The 16,988-nt window shown below is 52.3% G+C and carries 13 protein-coding genes and 1 tRNA gene; 8 read left to right on the top strand and 6 right to left on the bottom strand.

Annotated features, from left to right (window positions below; translation table 11 throughout):
* Positions 1-8 precede the first annotated feature (8 nt).
* The gene (infB, locus tag QGG23_00785) at positions 9-1,787 is read right to left on the bottom strand and encodes a translation initiation factor IF-2 (GenBank protein MDP6047972.1); all 1,779 of its coding nucleotides are present in this window, start codon (positions 1,785-1,787) and stop codon (positions 9-11) included.
* Between the two features lie 492 nt (positions 1,788-2,279).
* Here infB and QGG23_00780 point away from each other — a divergent pair, with 492 nt between their 5' ends.
* A complete protein-coding gene (locus QGG23_00780) occupies positions 2,280-2,750 on the top strand; it encodes a hypothetical protein (protein ID MDP6047971.1) in 471 nt (156 codons plus the stop codon).
* 36 nt (positions 2,751-2,786) lie between these two features.
* On the top strand, positions 2,787-3,992 hold the full coding sequence (locus QGG23_00775; GenBank protein MDP6047970.1) for a CaiB/BaiF CoA-transferase family protein: 1,206 nt from the start codon (positions 2,787-2,789) through the stop codon (positions 3,990-3,992).
* 181 nt (positions 3,993-4,173) lie between these two features.
* On the opposite strand, the gene QGG23_00770 is transcribed toward QGG23_00775, so the two are convergent.
* From QGG23_00770 to QGG23_00755, 4 genes are all read right to left on the bottom strand, one after another.
* Positions 4,174-5,889, bottom strand: coding sequence for a thiamine pyrophosphate-binding protein (locus tag QGG23_00770; protein MDP6047969.1), 1,716 nt, complete (start codon positions 5,887-5,889; stop codon positions 4,174-4,176).
* Between the two features lie 347 nt (positions 5,890-6,236).
* On the bottom strand, positions 6,237-7,358 hold the full coding sequence (locus QGG23_00765) for an NAD(P)/FAD-dependent oxidoreductase (GenBank protein MDP6047968.1): 1,122 nt from the start codon (positions 7,356-7,358) through the stop codon (positions 6,237-6,239).
* Between the two features lie 149 nt (positions 7,359-7,507).
* Positions 7,508-7,927 carry a CBS domain-containing protein gene (locus QGG23_00760; protein ID MDP6047967.1) on the bottom strand — a complete coding sequence of 140 codons (420 nt, stop codon included), beginning with the start codon at positions 7,925-7,927 and terminating at the stop codon, positions 7,508-7,510.
* A 370-nt stretch (positions 7,928-8,297) separates the two neighbouring features.
* Positions 8,298-9,059 carry an A24 family peptidase C-terminal domain-containing protein gene (locus tag QGG23_00755; protein MDP6047966.1) on the bottom strand — a complete coding sequence of 254 codons (762 nt, stop codon included), beginning with the start codon at positions 9,057-9,059 and terminating at the stop codon, positions 8,298-8,300.
* 451 nt (positions 9,060-9,510) lie between these two features.
* On the opposite strand from QGG23_00755, the gene QGG23_00750 reads away from it, so the two are divergent.
* Together QGG23_00750 and QGG23_00745 are read left to right on the top strand one after the other, a co-directional pair.
* Entirely contained in the window at positions 9,511-10,467 is a 957-nt protein-coding gene (locus QGG23_00750) for a deoxyribonuclease IV (protein ID MDP6047965.1), read from the top strand.
* Between the two features lie 50 nt (positions 10,468-10,517).
* A tRNA-Thr gene (locus QGG23_00745) sits at positions 10,518-10,616 on the top strand.
* Positions 10,617-10,703: 87 nt separating this feature from the next.
* On the opposite strand, the gene QGG23_00740 is transcribed toward QGG23_00745, so the two are convergent.
* The gene (locus QGG23_00740) at positions 10,704-11,801 is read right to left on the bottom strand and encodes a GTP-binding protein (protein ID MDP6047964.1); all 1,098 of its coding nucleotides are present in this window, start codon (positions 11,799-11,801) and stop codon (positions 10,704-10,706) included.
* A gap of 506 nt (positions 11,802-12,307) precedes the next feature.
* On the opposite strand from QGG23_00740, the gene QGG23_00735 reads away from it, so the two are divergent.
* From QGG23_00735 to QGG23_00720, 4 genes are all read left to right on the top strand, one after another.
* Positions 12,308-12,730, top strand: coding sequence for a PadR family transcriptional regulator (locus QGG23_00735; GenBank protein MDP6047963.1), 423 nt, complete (start codon positions 12,308-12,310; stop codon positions 12,728-12,730).
* A gap of 3 nt (positions 12,731-12,733) precedes the next feature.
* Positions 12,734-14,476 (top strand): ABC transporter ATP-binding protein, encoded by a 1,743-nt coding sequence (locus QGG23_00730; protein MDP6047962.1) that lies wholly within the window; start codon positions 12,734-12,736, stop codon positions 14,474-14,476.
* Entirely contained in the window at positions 14,473-16,638 is a 2,166-nt protein-coding gene (locus QGG23_00725; GenBank protein ID MDP6047961.1) for an ABC transporter ATP-binding protein, read from the top strand. The genes QGG23_00730 and QGG23_00725 overlap by 4 nt, the downstream gene beginning before the upstream one ends.
* Positions 16,639-16,822: 184 nt before the next feature.
* A complete protein-coding gene (locus QGG23_00720) occupies positions 16,823-16,981 on the top strand; it encodes a hypothetical protein (GenBank protein MDP6047960.1) in 159 nt (52 codons plus the stop codon).
* Positions 16,982-16,988 lie beyond the last annotated feature (7 nt).

The following is a 16,988-nucleotide window of genomic DNA, read 5'->3' as shown; positions in this document are numbered from 1 at the left end:
TTTCTCACCTAGAAGGCCCAGATCATGTCCTTCTTGCGTTTAACCTCGATAAGCTCCCTGAGCGCCTCCAGGGCACCTGCGGTGAGCCGCTCCTCATACTTGTCCTTAAGCAGCTTCGCGTCTTTTTCGGGAACTTCCACTAGGAGAACATCGCGCTCTTTTATATGTCTACCGACGATGGGTCGGGGCATCGATACGGCGACCTCCTTTCCCTCCTCAGCTGTGGAGACAGGATCTCCGGAATCTTGGATCTGAGTAAGAAGCCCCAGCCTATCCCCTTCTAAGTTGACCATTCGCGTGTTCGACGTGATGCTTCCTCTCAACACCTTAACCCCAAAGATCGCGGGTTTCGCCCTGCGGAAGATGAATCCGTCCATAACCTCGATCTTTCCGGGCTGTACCAGGGTGTCATACTCCTTCCTGATCCTGGCCTCTTTTTCTGCTTCCATCCAAGAGACGTACTCATCCATGAGGTTGTAGATTATGTCTCCTGTGAATATGGGGACCTTCTGATAATGAGCCTCCTGCTCAGCATCGGGGAGGGGCTTGACGTTGAACGCGAGAACTACTCCATAGAGGGGTTCCTCATACTTCACCGAGAGGGCCTCTTTCACCTCCCTGCGACTGATGTTACCTATATCAGCGATCCTGATGGGAATATTCTTTGCCCTTAGGCTCTCTGTCAGCGCCTCTAAGCTGCCCAAGGTGTCGGTCTTTAAAATGATCCCGAGGTTATCTGTGGACACCTTCAGTCTCTTGAGCTCCGATGATACATCGTTTATAGCATCCTCAAGGGTCTTCTCGCCACCCACTGCCACGATTGGGGCTCCGGGGACAGCTTGCTCCAAATTGGGGGCGGCAATTTTGACGCCCGCAGCTGCTGGGGCCTCATTGACTGTGTTAAATTTTTTCCTAGGGTCCCTTATCTCATCCAGTGGCTGGGGTAGGAGAATCGCCCGAATGCTGCTAATAATAGGCCCCTCCTTTCCGCCGATGACGATGGTGTCCTCAGCCTTGAGGATACCGTCATAGATGATAGCGTTGAGGGTAGTACCGAAGCCTAACTCCTCTTTCACCTCCAGTACGGTGCCTAAGGCGGGTCCCTCAGAGACCACAAGCTTGTCAGCCATATATTGCTGGGTAAGACCGATGAGAACTGCAAGGAGCTCTCCGAGCCCCTCTCCCGTTTTTGCGCTTACTGGGACGATTGCAATGTTCCGGGTGAAGTCTCGGACCCTGTCAAAGCGCTCAGAGGCCATCCCTTGCCTGCTTAAGGTGCCCATGATCATGTAGAGACGATTGTCCAAGTCCTCCTTGACTAAGGGCACCTGCTTGTCGTAAGAGACGAGAAGAGGAGCGTTCTCCTCGGTCCTCCAGCCGTCGATGCGGTCGATCTTATTCGCGGCGATAATGAACGGGGTCTTCCGCGCCTTGAGGATCTCGAGGCTCTCATAAGTTTGGTTCTCGAAGCCGTGCATCACGTCAACAACAAGAATTGCAACATTGGCCACAGAGCCCCCGCGCCGCCGAAGGTTAGCGAAGGCTTCGTGACCAGGGGTGTCCACAACGAGGAGGCCGGGGATCTTCACCTGGGCGTCGAAGTCCTTTATCTGCTGGCGGGTGATCGCGATAAGGGTCTCAGTGGGGAAAAAGCTGGCACCAATCTGCTGAGTGAGCCCCCCCGCTTCCCTGAGTTGGACTGCAGAGCCCCTGATCTTGTCCAGGAGGCTGGTCTTCCCGGTGTCGACATGTCCCAGCATGCAAACGATCGGCTGCCTCAAATTCATGTTGAATGCCTGCGAGTTAGACGGAGGACGGATTAATATATCTTAGGAGAGCAACTCTCATAAAAATCCAGCCCCTTTTGGGGATTTAGAGAATAGAGATTAACCACCAACAGCTCTATAATGAAAGATGTGGTCAAACCTACTCAAAAACTCACGAATATCAAGAGGGATTAACAAACCCGTCACTCGGAAAGAGTTAGAACACGTAAAGTATACAAGCACAAAATAAATCCCTATTTTACATTTTTAGCTAAACAGTGATCGAAAAGGGTAAAATCATCAAACAATGAGCTAGGGTTATATCTCTAGAAAGAAACCCTTCACAAAGCATAAGTCCCTGCGAAAAAGGGAAACCCAAGCACACGATTGGCAGTTCATCTCAGGCAACCTCTGCCAAAGACGCCATTAATGAATTTATATGAAAGTTCTCACTAATTATATCATAGATATAGTCGCATACCCCTTATACGGCTGAACCCTTAGGGTAACCGAATGTTCAAAGGAGTCCGTAGATCCTATACACTGCTAATCCTGTTCCTTGAAGAGGTCATCGCGGAGCTTGGAACCGACAGGGGCCTTGAGATGCTCCAGGCTGCCGTGGAGAATCAGGCAGACGTGATACAGGAAGAGCTCTTTAGGGAACAGTCTATGGATTCCCATCCGCTGGATATAGGGGATGCCATATACCGAACTTTTATGGAAGAAGCTGGGGCCGAGGTCGTCGTCCACGAGAGGGATGACTCCTCGGTAACTTATCGGGTTGGCAGGTGCCCCTTCTATGAGGCCTTCCTCGACGTAGGGATTAACTGCGGCTACTTCCTCGAGGGACTCTGCGGCAACCTTACCCTTCCTGCAATTCAAGCCATCCTCAGTAGGTTTGACAGGCGCCTCAGGATGGAGTCGAGGGTCATCCGGGGGAGTGCAGAGGAATTCTGCCTCGAAAAGGTATCCCTAAAGGCCTGAAAATGCTAAAAACGTCATTGTCACAATTACTCCCTCATGTCGGATAATGTCGGTGAGCCGCCCCTCAAGGGGATCCGGGTCCTTGACCTTAGCAGAGTTCTTGCAGGCCCCTTCTGTTCTATGACACTCTCAGAACTGGGGGCCGAGGTAATTAAGGTGGAGATCCCAGATCGGGGAGACGACACCCGGACCTATCCTCCTTTCGTGAACGGTGAGAGCAGTTATTTTATGTCCATCAACAGGGGAAAAAAGAGCGTCACCCTCAACCTCAAGAACACGGAGGCCCAGGAGGCCCTCTACAAGATTGCTGAGAAATGCGATGTCTTCCTTGAGAATTATCGTCCAGGGGTCACAACCCGACTCGGGGTGGACTACGCGACCCTCAAAAAGGTGAATCCCAGCCTCGTCTACTGCAGTATCTCTAGTTTTGGTCAGACGGGACCCTACGCCCAGAGGCCGGGATACGACCTTATCATCCAGGGGATGGGAGGGCTCATGGGGGTCACGGGAGAGCCCGGGGCGGCGCCAGTAAAGATTGGGGTTGCAATCACAGATATCGGAGCAGGGATGTGGGCCGTGATCGCTATCCTCTCAGCTCTTAGAGCTAGGGAGAAGACTGGGAAGGGCCAGTATCTGGATGTCGCCATGATCGACGGCTCGGTCTCGTGGATGACATATATGGCCGGTTACTACTTCGCAACTGGGAAGGCTGCGCCCAAGATGGGTTCCGCTCACCCCAGCATCGTGCCTTATCAGGCATTCAGGGCTGCGGACGGGAAAGATATCCTAGTGGCAGCGGGGAACGACCCCCTCTTTGGTTTACTCTGCAGCTTGCTGGGGCTCGAGAGTCTTAGCGGGGATCCGCTCTACATGCGGAACGAGGATCGGGTGAAGAACCGAGAGACTCTGATACCCCTACTCCAGGAAGAGTTAAGCAAGAAACCCAGGGACGAATGGCTTGAAACTTTCAGGGACATCGGCTTCCCCAGCGCCCCGGTATACTCTATAGATGAAGTCTTCTCTGATGAGCAGGTGCTCCACAGAGGTATGCTGGTGGAGGTTGATCATCCAAAAGCAGGGCGGATAAAACAGATCGGGCCGGCGCTCAAGTTTTCGGATATGTGTTGTGAGGGAGGGTTACCCTCGCCGGGGTTAGGTGCCCACACTGATGAGATTCTTGAGGAGATCGCAGGTTACTCCCAAAAAGAGGTTGCCTGTCTCAGGGAGAGAGGAGCGATCTAACCTTTCTACAAATACGGGGGTCACAGAGCTTTTCAGTTGATATAGCAACCCTTCACGAGTCTAATGTCCTAGTTATAGGTACCCATGAGAGAAGATGATAATAGACATCGATGTCCATGAATGCAAGCCGCGCGCTCAGGGACAAACTACATGGAAGCTTCTGTTAACGCCTAGGACAGGCTCAGCCCACGTACCGGAGCCCTAGCCCCCCTGCCCTCCTAATCCATGATGGCACCGGGGGCACTAGCTCATCCTCAGGCATCACCCTGAGCTCGATGAAAGTTGGCTCATCCAGCGCGAATGCCTCCCTCAGAGTGGGACCCAACTCTCCAGGGCCATCTACGCTATAAGCTCGTAAGCCGAATCCTTCAGCGATCTTTGGATAATCTACGTCGGAGAACCCCGTTGCGAAACCCGCATACTCAGGGCCGTGAGAGAACGTAGCAGCCGCCTTTATCCAACCGAAGCTCGAATTATTGAATAAGATCACGTTATTGTTTCCCCCTAATCTAGAGAGGGTCTCTAGCTCCCCTGCAGTAAACCCAAAGCTGCCATCTCCCATCAGCGTAACTATACAGCTGTTGGGTCTCGCGAATTGGGCTCCGATGGATGCCGGGAGAGCGTATCCCAAAGAGCCCATTGCATAGTTATAGAGCACGCTCCGCCCTGCTCTTCTGACCTTGAAGAAGGTGGATGTATAAATGGCGCTCACACCGACGTCCACAACCATCACATATTCGTTAGGGATCGCTCCCGTCAACTCTTTCACGAACCTCAGGGGGTGGATAGGAGTCTCATCCGTGGCCGATAGCTCAGATATCTGATTATCGTAGCTCTCCTTCGCTTTTTTGAGGGCCTCCAGTCTTGTTGTATTATCGGGGTCGCTCTTGCTCGGAGCTATGTTAATCATCTTTCTCAACGTGGCTTTAGCGTCTCCTATCAAAAAGATGTCCGTGGGGTAATTATTTCCCGCCTCGGCCTCGCTGATGTCTAGATGGATAACCTTAGCAGCTGAATAAAGGGGAGGTAGAGTCCACTTGACCGTGGAGGCAGAATCGGTGTTGCAGCCGATAAACATGATAAGGTCGGCTCCTGCCACGACTCCGTTGGATAGAGATGTTCCTCCTCGGGCTCCGACAACACCGATAGAGAGGTGATGGTTCTCGGAGATGCTCCCCTTGGCGCTGATCGTGGTGCCCACTGGAGCGTCGAAAAGCTCAGCTAGGATCTGGACTTCATCCCAAGCCTGAGACCAAAGGACTCCCTGTCCGCAGACAATCACGGGTCGTGATGATAAAGCTAGAAGTTTCACAGCTGAGTGAATGCGATCTTCCTGCGCAGTTGATCTGTGGCCTGGATAACTCGCGAAATCCTCCTGAGCTAAAATCTGAGGATTATCGATCTCCCCTCCCAGAATATCCATAGGGAGACGGATGTGAACTGGCCCCGGCTTCCCCCCTGTAGCAAGCCTGAACGCCCTCCGGATCACATGGGGTATCTCAGAGGGATCAGAAACAGTGATTGTCTCCTTTGTTACTCCACTAAAGAGGGCTGTTTGATCGATTTCCGTAAGCATGTTATGTTTCTTGAGATGTAAAGGAATATCGGAGGTAAAGACAACCATGGGAACACTAGCCTTATACGCCTCGGCAACTCCCGGGAGCATATGGGTGGCACCCACGCTAGGCCCCTCACAGACCCCGGGTTTGTAGCTGGCCTTGGCGTACCCGTCGGCCATGAACACTGCGCTCCTCTCGTCCCTAGCCATCACATGGATGACATCTGGATAATCATGCCACTGCTCGTAGAGGTTGAGGGTGGTCTCCCCTGGGAGACCGAATACATGGCTCACGTTGTAGCTTTTTAGCATCTCTAAAAGGACTTTGGATGCGTTCATTTTCTGCACCCGACGGAATTCATTCTTCATCGGGGCATAATAAGGGCTTCGTATGCCTTTTCCATATTATTGATTATTATTAGGTTAGTTGTGCATCTTGTGTATGCGTTAATTTCTCTTTTGGACTGGCAAAACAGTTTAGGGTCTACTCAGGGATTAGGATGTTCTTTACCGCGTACCCGGATCGTAGTGTTATAAAACTTGGGATTTTACGGGCACTTTAATAACATAGTTGACCGTTATGATTAATCTAGCCGTTTATGTTAAGGAATAATATTGGCTGAGATTTATTCGGAGTATCCCTACCGCGGTAGGACCGTGGAGACAAATAACGTTTTTTTGGTGGGTTAGAGGTATTGCTCAACCATTCCTCCGACCATCTCAGCAATCGCGGGACTACAGGTAAGACCAGGAGACTCTATACCAATGAGGTTGATGAGACCAGAATAACCCCTGTCCTCCTCGTGCCTGATGATGAAATCGCGTGCAGGTTCGCCGGATGCTTGGAGCTTGGCCCTGATGCCAGACATGTCGGGGTTGAGGTCCTCCTTCCTGATATTAGGAAGGTACGTGACAATGTCCTCCCAGAACTCGTCCCTGCTCCCTTTGACGTTGTAGATAATTTCGTCTACGTAGTAGGCGCTAGGGCCGAACTTGAGGCGGCCCATGAGATCAGGGACTGTGTGGATCCCGAGACTTGCTGCATCTCGGGGCGGGGGAGGGTAGACCAGCATCCTGACCGGGGGCTTGCCGGTGAGGCTAAAGTAGTCTCCTTTGCACCAGTGGAGCCTGTAACCTGCTTCGTCTAGGTCTATTCCCGTCATCCCGGCGATTTTGTCAGCATAGAGCCCAGCGGAGTTTATAACCATCCGCGCCTGCACAACGAAGGTCTCACTACCGGAGGTCATCTCTATGAAATATCCGTCCCCTTTCCGCTTGAGACCTGTAACCTCGGTGTTTAGAACGAGTGGATCTCCTCCGCTCTTCAGGCGTGCTTCCCGGTGGTAGTGGTCCATGAGGCCATGGGCATCTATGATGCCTGTGGTGGGACTCAGAATTGCGGCGTCGGCTTTGACTTGGGGCTCTAGTTTGTGGATCCGGGCGGCGTCGATGAGCTCCAAGTCCCTGGCACCGCAATCTTTTGCCTTAGCGAGGATCCCCTCAAGTTGCTTGGTCTCTTCCTCACCGTTGGCAATAATGATCTTGCCAACCTGGCTGTGGGGGACATTGTATTTCTCGCAGATCTCGTAGATCATTGGGTTGGCCTTGACGCATAGCTGTGCCTTTAGACTGCATCGGGGATAATAGATGCCTGCATGGATGACCTCGCTGTTACGGCTGCTGGTTCCCTGACCATATGAACTCTCTCTCTCAAGAATATACAACTCTCTATCTTCCTGGGCTATCTCTGCGGCGATGGCTAGGCCCACTGCACCTGCCCCTATTATAACGACGTCCAATAGCTCCATGGCAGATCCAGGAGGATTTGGTCGAGAGTGTATTTAACCGATCTCTCGGTAGGTTGGGATCTAAGGGTGTTGTTGAAGTTCTCAACACTAGGGTTAAGGTTTATTGGTTCGGAGGATAATCTTTTGATGGTTGAAAGAGAAAATAGAGGTTATCCGACTGGTAGAAGTTCGTCAAGAATGCTCAGCGGGGTAGGATTGTTTTTGACAATATCGCTGCTGGTAAGGATGCCTAGGATCTTGTTCTTCTCGATGACGGGAAGGGTCTTGATAGTGTTGTTAGCCATGATCGGGGCAGCCTCCTCAACAGCAGTGTTGGGATCAATTGTGATGAGAGGTTGGGTCATGATGACCTTAGCCCTAATGGAGGAGGGATCATGGCGGGGCTCAACGATGGATTGGTGGATGTTGCGCTCAGTAATAATTCCGGTAGGTCTTCCGCTATTAACTACTACAACGGAGCCGATTCGGAACTTGTTCATCTTCCGGACTGCATCGCGAACCGTATCGTCTGGTCTCACGGTCTTTACGTTTCGGGACATGATATCCCTAACGATCATTATTCCGCTCATAGGGTCACTTCATAAACCTAGTTAGTCGTGTCGTTGGACGGTTATTATAAGTTTCCTATGGAAGTATTGAATGTTGTAAGCGGTTCTATATGATATCGGGTTTCAGTGTTGGAAAAAAATGGTGCTTGACCCTTTCCCCTTTGTCTATTTAGGAGGATCTAAGGGAGTTGTTGGGCGCGTGCTTCCTCATTCTCCCTGAGGAAATTCCTGTGGCGCTTGATGATCTTATTCGTCTAGGACCGATATAACCGGCTATATGCATAGTGATAAAGTCTGAAGCTCGTGACGCAAGCGGATGATCATGATCTCAATAACAAGGCTCCCGTTCAAGTAAACCCTCTCTTGGCCGTTTAGTTGATCACATGAAAGGTTAAAACAAACCGAGGAAAAAGGGTTTCACGAGTGAGATGATGACATCACCCATCTCCAGCGCAAGTATATATCCTATAGCAATATAGACGATGAAAGGCAAGGTGTTGGAAACCCAGACATCCTGCACGCCCGAGGCTTCAATCGTTTTAAAGACTTTCACAGCTGAGCTGTCATCTCGAATATCAGGCATAAGGATCAACATCCTACCAGGTTTTTCCCCAGTCATAAGCATCTCTAGGGGATACTGGAAAGGGGGCCCCCTCACAGACCGAATCCCTACCCTAAGTCCGGTGACGAGAACTACAAGTTTCCTCCAAATAGGCTCGTGCTCAAGTCCGCTAAATAGACTCCTATCCTGAAGAGGCAAAGCTAGGTTTCGGACCAGAAGGATGAGAGAATAGGATGCCCCAGCTAAGACCGAGTTGGAGAAGAGAGTTAAGGGGAAAAAGGGCGAAATTATGCCAAAGAGAGGTTCCAAACCCTTAGGGTAAAAGGGGTGGAGAATAGCGAGCGTGATAAAAGCTAACGCATCTGCTCCCCAAAAAAGACCGATGAAACTAAAGGTGAGGGAGAGCGCGGCTGAGAGCAGAACTACAGCCACGAACCAGACCAGGGATAGGCTACCCGCATAGACTTCGTATACGGCGATTATCAATCCGAGGCCCCCAAACACCAGCCAGACCATGTCGGAGAGTTCTCTGGTCTTTAAATCGACCCAGGACGAGTAGCCCAACATGGTGAGGCTGAGGAGAACCCTCATGGTGTCCAGGGAATTCAGAAGTGTACACCTATCCTACAGAATAGAGTACGGTTACATATTGCGTTTAAGGACTTTATCGTCCTCCAGATTTGAGGATGTCCAGCTCGACACGCGGGTAGTTCTTTAGCCTATGATCACGAAGGACCTCTGCGAGCACCTAGACCTTTCAGGTCCCAGACCTTGCTAGATAGAGATAAACCCGGACCCTGTTCTTGATGACCGAAAAATCGTCTTAGAGTGACTTTGATGGGCTCGAGAGTAACCAGGTGTTTCGTTTCGGCTTTGGTGACCTTATTGGTGTTGATTCTGTTCTGTACGGCGCGGAGATTGAGGTTTGATCCTCGCTCATTATAGGTTGCAGAGTCCCAAAGTAATAATTCTTCAAAACGCATCTTTCTATTCCAGCGAATGGTTAAGTCAGAATTTAAAAAGTATAAGGGGAGGATATGACTTGTCTGAAATCCATGATATTGGAAGGATGGGCGCTTTATGTTCCGAGGAATCACTCCTTTTCCGGGAGAATCACGCTAGTTTCGGTTGTCTTCCGGAGGAGATGGGCTCCGTGGTAAAGTTTGGTTTCCATGTCTCCATCTCTAGCTCTATAGACAAGGCTGTGGAAAGAGCTCAGAAGCTGGGATGTGACTCGTTTCAGATCTTTACTCGGAACCCCCGAAGCTGGGCTACAAAGGAGTTAGGGGAGGGAGAGCCTGAGGCTTTTAGGGCTAAGAGGGCTGAGGCGGGGATTGAGCCGGTCTTCGGGCATATGCCGTACATCTTGAATTTGGCCTCCCCAGAGAGGAAGGTGTATGAGCGTTCTGTTGCTTCCCTCGGGACGGGACTTGCGCGGTGCGAGATGTTGGGTATTCCCATGCTGGTTACTCATGTTGGGAGTCATTTGGGAAAGGGCTCAGAATTGGGGGTGGAAAGGGTTGTGGATGCACTAGACATAGCCCTGGGGGGAGATGATTCAAAAGTTATGGTCCTTTTGGAGACGGGACCGGGCTCCAGGAATAGCGTAGGTTCCAGCTTTGAGGAAATGGGACGGATTCTAAACAGTATCGTCGATGCGGATCGAGTGGGGATATGTCTAGACACGTGTCATGTCTTCGCGGCGGGGTACGAGTTGAGAACCGCGGAGGGGTTTGAGGAGACTGTTAATTCTTTTGAGGTGGAGATAGGGCTGGACCGTCTAGAGTTGGTGCATCTGAACGATTCGGTCGGGGGATTTAGGAGCGGGAGGGATCACCATGAGCACCTGGGGCTGGGGGAGATCGGGCTCAGGGGGCTGGGGCTGGTGGTGAATAGTGGATTTGGGGGTGTGCCGATGATCATGGAGACGCCTATCAATGATACGCGGGGGAACCTGGGAAATATGAATGTGGCCCGGGGGCTCGTAGGGATGGGTTGAAGGGAAGATTAAAATCTCTGTCAGAAGTTCACTTATTCTGTCCGTTCTATGCCCCGGTGGCTTAGCCTGGCTAAAGCGTCTCCTTGGTATCTCTCATGAGGGGGCCAAACAGGAGGAGATCGCGGGTTCAAATCCCGCCCGGGGCTCCATCGCGCGTGTCCGTCAGGACACCGAGAAGTTACTGAACAGACTTTAGGAATTAATTGTCAACTTCTATAGCACGCGAGTCAACGTATCTATGTGAAGAAGGTTAGGATATCCTCGTCCATGGGGCGGTGGGAGAGCCTCACCTTCTGGCCGCCGTGCTTGACGCTCTTCCCCCAGATCCGGGTATAACGGAGCTCGTCCTTAAGCCCCCGGTGGATCTTGTCTGTCACATCCCCAATGGTCGACCCGTTTCTGATAATGAGGGGCTCCTCGAAGTCGGGAGCCTCACCTCGGGGCTTCATGTATAACTTTATTAGATCTAGCTTGTTGAAGACCCAGTCCTTGAGCAGTTCAAGGTTATAATCTGTGTCTGCGCTGATAGGTAGAAAATCGAAGTCGAATTCCCCCCTGATTCTGGAGATGTCATGGGCCTCTACCATATCCACCTTATTGAGAACCGTCAGGGTCGGAACGTAGATCCTATTCCTGAGCAGCACATCTATGAGCTGATCGTAGGTCGCATCCTCCCGCACTACAACCCGGGCATTATGGTATCTATACTCTCGAAGGATCTCCTTGATCCCCTCAGAATCCATATGAGTCATACCAACCAAGTCGGTGATGATGACGCCTCCCGATCCCCGCTTCTGGATTCTGATATAAGGGAGATGCTCGTCGGGCCTCACCCCAATGGCTCTGAGCTCGTCTAGGAGAACCTCCCTCATGTTAGGGTTGAATACATCAACCATAAGAAGAATCAGATCAGCGGACCTTGTCGTGGAAAGGATCCGTTTCCCCAGCCCCCGCCCCTTGCTGGCCCCCCTGATGATCCCAGGGATGTCAAGAATCTGGATCCTAGCGCTGTTATGACTGAGCATGCCAGGAATAACTGTTAGCGTGGTGAAGTCATAAGCGCCAACTTTTGAGTTACTATTGGTGAGGTGATTCAGGAGAGTAGACTTTCCCACGCTAGGCAACCCGAGGAGCACGATGGTGGCGTCCCCGTCCTTCCTAACAGTATATCCCGCCCCTCCCCCACCGGATTTCCTAAGGGATATCGCCTCCAGCTCTTCCTGGAGCCTCGCCCGCCTCGCTTTGAGCACCCCAAGATGCCGCTCGGTCCCCTTGTTGACAGGGGTACGGCTAATCTCCTCTTCGATCTTCTTGATCTTCTCGGGGATGCCCATTGCTGAAATTTCACAGCGAGAACACACAAAAACATTATCTTTTTGGGTTGACCCACTCGCCCCCTCTGAATATGTTTGAAGAGAATATAGACTCCGAAAGGCTTACTTTCATGGTATGCCGGACCTGGGCGCGCGTCTTTCAAGAGAACTTTGAGGCATATCATCTATGGAAACTAGCCGTTAAAGGCGAGCGCAAACTTGGGAGGCACGGACAAAAGTCTGTAGGCCTCCTAAAATGCGGCTGCTTGATAAGGAAAGACTCCTAGTTATTTTCAACGATGGCTATCAAATTTCAGCCTATTTTTCGGGGGTTCGAAGACGGTTTTTTCCCATCAAAGATAGGTGCATCCTTCTAAGGTATGCTTTTATAGATTTATCAGATACAATTTCAAGAATAATAACGTATCCGATATCGGAAGTGATATTGTATAAACAGTACATCAAGAGGCAAGTATCCACGAATAGGCGTACCCAGGGGGCTCCTGAGACATCTTAGCTTCCAGTTCCTGAAGGAGGGACCAATATCGGGGAGCGAGATTGCGGACAAAATTGAGGAGTTCGCGGACTGGAGGCCCAGCCCAGGAAGCATCTATCCCCTGCTTTCCCATATGCAGGAGAAGGGGCTAATCAAGGTTCACCTGGACGAAGACCCCAACCTGAAACGGTTTAAGATAACTGATGCCGGCAGGGAGTATGTTAAGGAGGTCCTCTCCCATGGAGATCACCTGAAAAGCAGGAACTTGAACCTCCGGAAGATGTACTGGAGGATCCACATGGGGATGCCTGGAGAACTCTACGAGAGCCTTGGAGCCCTGCTGGACGCAGTTGAGGAGAACTATATGATGCACAAGGGGAATGACGAAGCATCCGAAGGGTTAAAGGCCGCGCTGGACTCCGCCGTCAACGAGATCAGGGAGATTGACTCCTAGACTATGGGGGACTTTGGAAAAGTTCTCAAGTATCTCTACCCTCACAAGAAAGAAGCCATCATTGCATCGGTAATGTTAGCCTTCGTCGTCATAGCTGACCTATCCATCCCCTGGATGGTTCAAACCATCATCGATAACGGCGTCGCCCAGCAAGACATGAACATCATCCTGTGGACGAGCCTATCCATGATCGGGGCGAGCGTCCTTAGCGCAGCCCTATCCATTGCAAACACCTATTACTCTGTGAAGGCGTCCCGGGGATTCGAGGCGGACCTCCGGGAGGCGATATTCAAGAAGATTCAGACCTTCAGCTTCGGCAACCTGGACGACCTCAACACGGGGCAACTCCTCACGAGACTCACCAGCGACCTTAACATGATCCAGACAGTGGTTTCAATGGGGCTCAGGATGTTCACCAGAGCTCCCCTCATGTTCCTGGGGAGCTACGGGATCATGTTCGCCACCAACCCCAGCCTCGCATTAGTGATCCTCGCCCTGCTGCCGGTTACCTTGGTACTACTCTTGTTTTTCATCAGGCTTTTGAGGCCCCTCTTCTCCAAGGTCCAGGAGCGGCTGGACTACCTAAACCAAGTTCTCCAGGAGAATCTCACGGGGATCCGGGTTGTTAAGGCCTTTGTTAGGAGCGACCATGAGAACCAGCGGTTCGAGAAGGCCAACACCGAGCTCTTTGAGATCTCCCTAAAGATGACCCAGTACATCAGCACATTCTTCCCCATTATCATAACACTGATGAACTTGGGCACCGTCGCCATCATTTACTATGGCGGACTCCAAGTATTCACGGGCACTACCTCGGTGGGCCAGATCATGGCCTTCACCAACTACCTGTTTGCAACGATGTTCCCCGTCCTCATGCTCGCCATGATGGCGGCTCACTTCTCAGGAGCCGGCGCATCGGCGACCAGGATCATGGAAGTCGTTAACTCTGTGTCGGAGGTCCAGGACAGTCCAGACGCCGTGTCCTTGGACGATATCCGGGGGAGAGTGGCATTCGAGAACGTGACATTCTCCTACAGGGACGATGGGGGAGATCCCGTCCTCACCGGCATCAGCTTCACAGCAGAGCCAGGAGAAAAGGTGGCCCTCCTCGGCCAGACTGGCTCTGGGAAATCCAGCCTCATCAATCTGATCCCCAGGTTCTACGATACTAGTGGAGGGCGCGTCACGGTAGACGGGGTCGACGTTAAGGACATTAAGATATACAATCTCCGAGGCCATATAGGGATCAGCCTCCAGGAGGCAATCCTTTTCAGCGGCACCATCAGGGACAACATAAAGTATGGGAAGCCCGACGCCTCAGAGGAAGAGATGCTCGAGGTAGCCAAAATCGCCCAGGCCCACGATTTCATCATGGCGTTTCCCGAGGGCTACGATACCATAGTGGAACAGCGGGGGGTCAACCTAAGCGGAGGCCAGAAACAGCGCCTCGCGATAGCCCGGGTACTCCTCGTGAAGCCAAAGATACTGATATTGGACGACAGCACCAGCGCCGTCGACGTCGAGACGGAGGCTGAGATCGAGAACGCCTTGGAGTCTCTGCTAGGAGACACAACCAGCTTTATAGTTGCCCAGAGGATCAGCACCGTCCTCAAGGCCGACAAGATACTGGTCCTGGACGACGGCAAGATCGCCGCCGAGGGGAGACACGCAGAGCTCATGGACACGAGTTCCATATATCAGGAGATATTTGAGAGCCAGCTCGGCGACGGGGGTGCTGAGGATTGAGAGACCAAGGGAGACGGGGAGACAGAGACGGGAAGCTACAGACCCGCCCTAGATCAATGATGGGTAGAGGCCCTCATTCAGGGGGCGCCATCGAGAAGGCCAAGGATTCGAGGGGAACCTTCAACAGGCTTGTAAGATATCTAGGTGACTACCGGGCCCTTCTGGTGATCATCTCAGTGTTGACCGCGGTGAGCTCGTTGCTTGCCCTAGCGGGGCCATACCTCATCGGGGTGGCCATTGATACCACAATTATCCCGGGTGACCTCCAGGGGCTTATCAGGATTTCCATACAGCTCGCTGGGATCTACCTGTTTAGCTCCCTAGTATCCATAGCCTCGGGGTGGGTCATGGCCATCATCAGCCAGAGAAGCCTCAGGAAGCTGAGGAGGGAGCTCTTCGAGCATATGCAGACCCTAAGCATCAGCTTTTTCGACGGGAGAATGTCCGGGGACCTTATGAGCCGGCTCACCAACGACGTGGACGCGATCGGGAGGGCCATCTCCCAGAACGTGACAGCACTCATCAGCAGCGCCATCACCCTTGTAGGAATCCTTGTGATGATGTTTGCCCTCAACGCCTGGTTGGCATTAGCGAGCCTCGTCGTCTTCCCGGTGATGGTGACCCTCACTGCCGTGGTGGGTAAGAGGACCCGTACAGGGTTCCGGGCCCTGATGGCCGAGATGGGCTCCCTCAACAGCATCATGCAAGAGACCATCACAGGGCAGAGGGTGGTCATCGCCTTCGAGCAGCAAGAGTCCGTGAACAGGAAGTTCGACTCATTCAACGAGACCGTGAAGGAGATCAGTGTAAAGGCGAACACCTACGCGATGCTTATGTTCCCGCTGATGAGCATACTGAGCAACGCCAACATCGCCATCGTGGCAGGCATAGGCTCCTGGATGACCCTCCAGGGGATGGCCACGGTAGGCCTCATCGCGACATTCATCACCTACAGCAGGCGCTTCGCCGATCCCCTTCGCCAGTTCAGCAACATCTACAACAGCATCCAGTCAGCCCTCGCAGGGGCCGAGCGTATCTTCGAGGTCATCGACACTGTGCCAGATCTGACGGATGCGCCAGATGCCATCACAGTGGACGACTTTCAAGGCCTTGTCGAGTTCCAGGACGTGGATTTCGAGTACGTTAAGGGAGTTCCTGTGATCAAAAACATTAGCCTCCGGGCTGATCCCGAGCAGACCATTGCCCTTGTGGGCCCCACGGGGGCGGGAAAGACCACGATTGTGAACCTTCTTACCCGGTTCTACGATATCAAGGGTGGAAGCATCAAAATCGACGGCACCGATATTAGGGAGATGCGGAAAGGCGACCTGCGGCGCCAGCTGGGCATCGTGCTCCAAGACGTCTTCCTATTCAGCGGCACGGTGATGGAGAACATTAGGTATGGCAGGTTAGATGCCTCCGACGGGGAGTGCATCCATGCAGCAGAACTCGCAAACGCGGACAGCTTCATACGACGCCTCCCAAAGGGCTACGAGACACAGCTCAACGAGAGGGCCGGTAACCTGAGCCTGGGCCAGAGGCAACTCATCAACATCGCCCGGGCACTCGTCGCCGACCCCGCGATACTAATCCTAGATGAGGCCACCAGCAGCGTTGATACCCGTACCGAGATCCAGATACAGAAGGCATTCCGCAACCTCATGAGGGGGAGGACGAGCTTTGTCATCGCCCATAGGCTGAGTACCATCCGCCGTGCGGACAGGGTTCTTGTCATCGACGACGGGGAGATTATCGAGCGGGGCACCCACGGAGAGCTCATGAAGATGAGGGGTTTTTACTACAGAGTCTATATGAGTCAGTTTAAGGGCACCAATGGTGGTGACCTAAAGCCCATCAGACTCACCCCCGCGGAGCCCCAGAGACTCCATATCCATCAAAGCGAACCCCAGATGATTGGGCATGGGCCAAAGTCTGTCAGGGGGCACGAGAGATTACTGGAGATCGTGGATATCTTTATTAAAAAGGGAGCCACCTCCCCCGAGTCAGCGATGACATCAGAGGAGCTGGGGCTCCCCCCCAAGTTTTGGATGATGCTCCAAGATCATATAGGCCAGTCGGGGCTCCTCGTGGAAAACCAAGGCAAGTACTACATCTCCCAGGAACAGCTAAAACAGATGCGGAGACGGTTTGGGGGTAGATAGGGTTAGTCCAAATTGCCCCGGACTCAATTTTCTCCCTTTTTTCTCGTACTCTCGGCCTTAAAAACATAATCTGACTCCGTCGTCTACCGTTTTCAGACCATTATCCGAAGCTTCTTTATCCCCTTTGCAGATATTTCCAGTACCCCAGGCGAGGCATTCAAGTTGATCTCTCGGGGGGAACAATATGGTGATGGATCCTTCAAGGCTTATAGCCAAGGACTGCGAGAGGGCCCAGACCAATAAGGAGATCTACAACATCTCGGAGGCGAGATATTGCCGCGAGGTCTGTCAGTTCTACAGGGACGGCGAATGCACCAAGGATGGTCGCTGGACGAAAGTTTGATGTAGAG

It is taken from the genome of Candidatus Bathyarchaeota archaeon (assembly GCA_030739585.1).
Classification (GTDB): Archaea; Thermoproteota; Bathyarchaeia; order TCS64; family TCS64.
The sequence above is the reverse complement of the archived record's forward strand: the minus strand, read 5'-3'. Positions and strand labels throughout refer to the sequence as shown.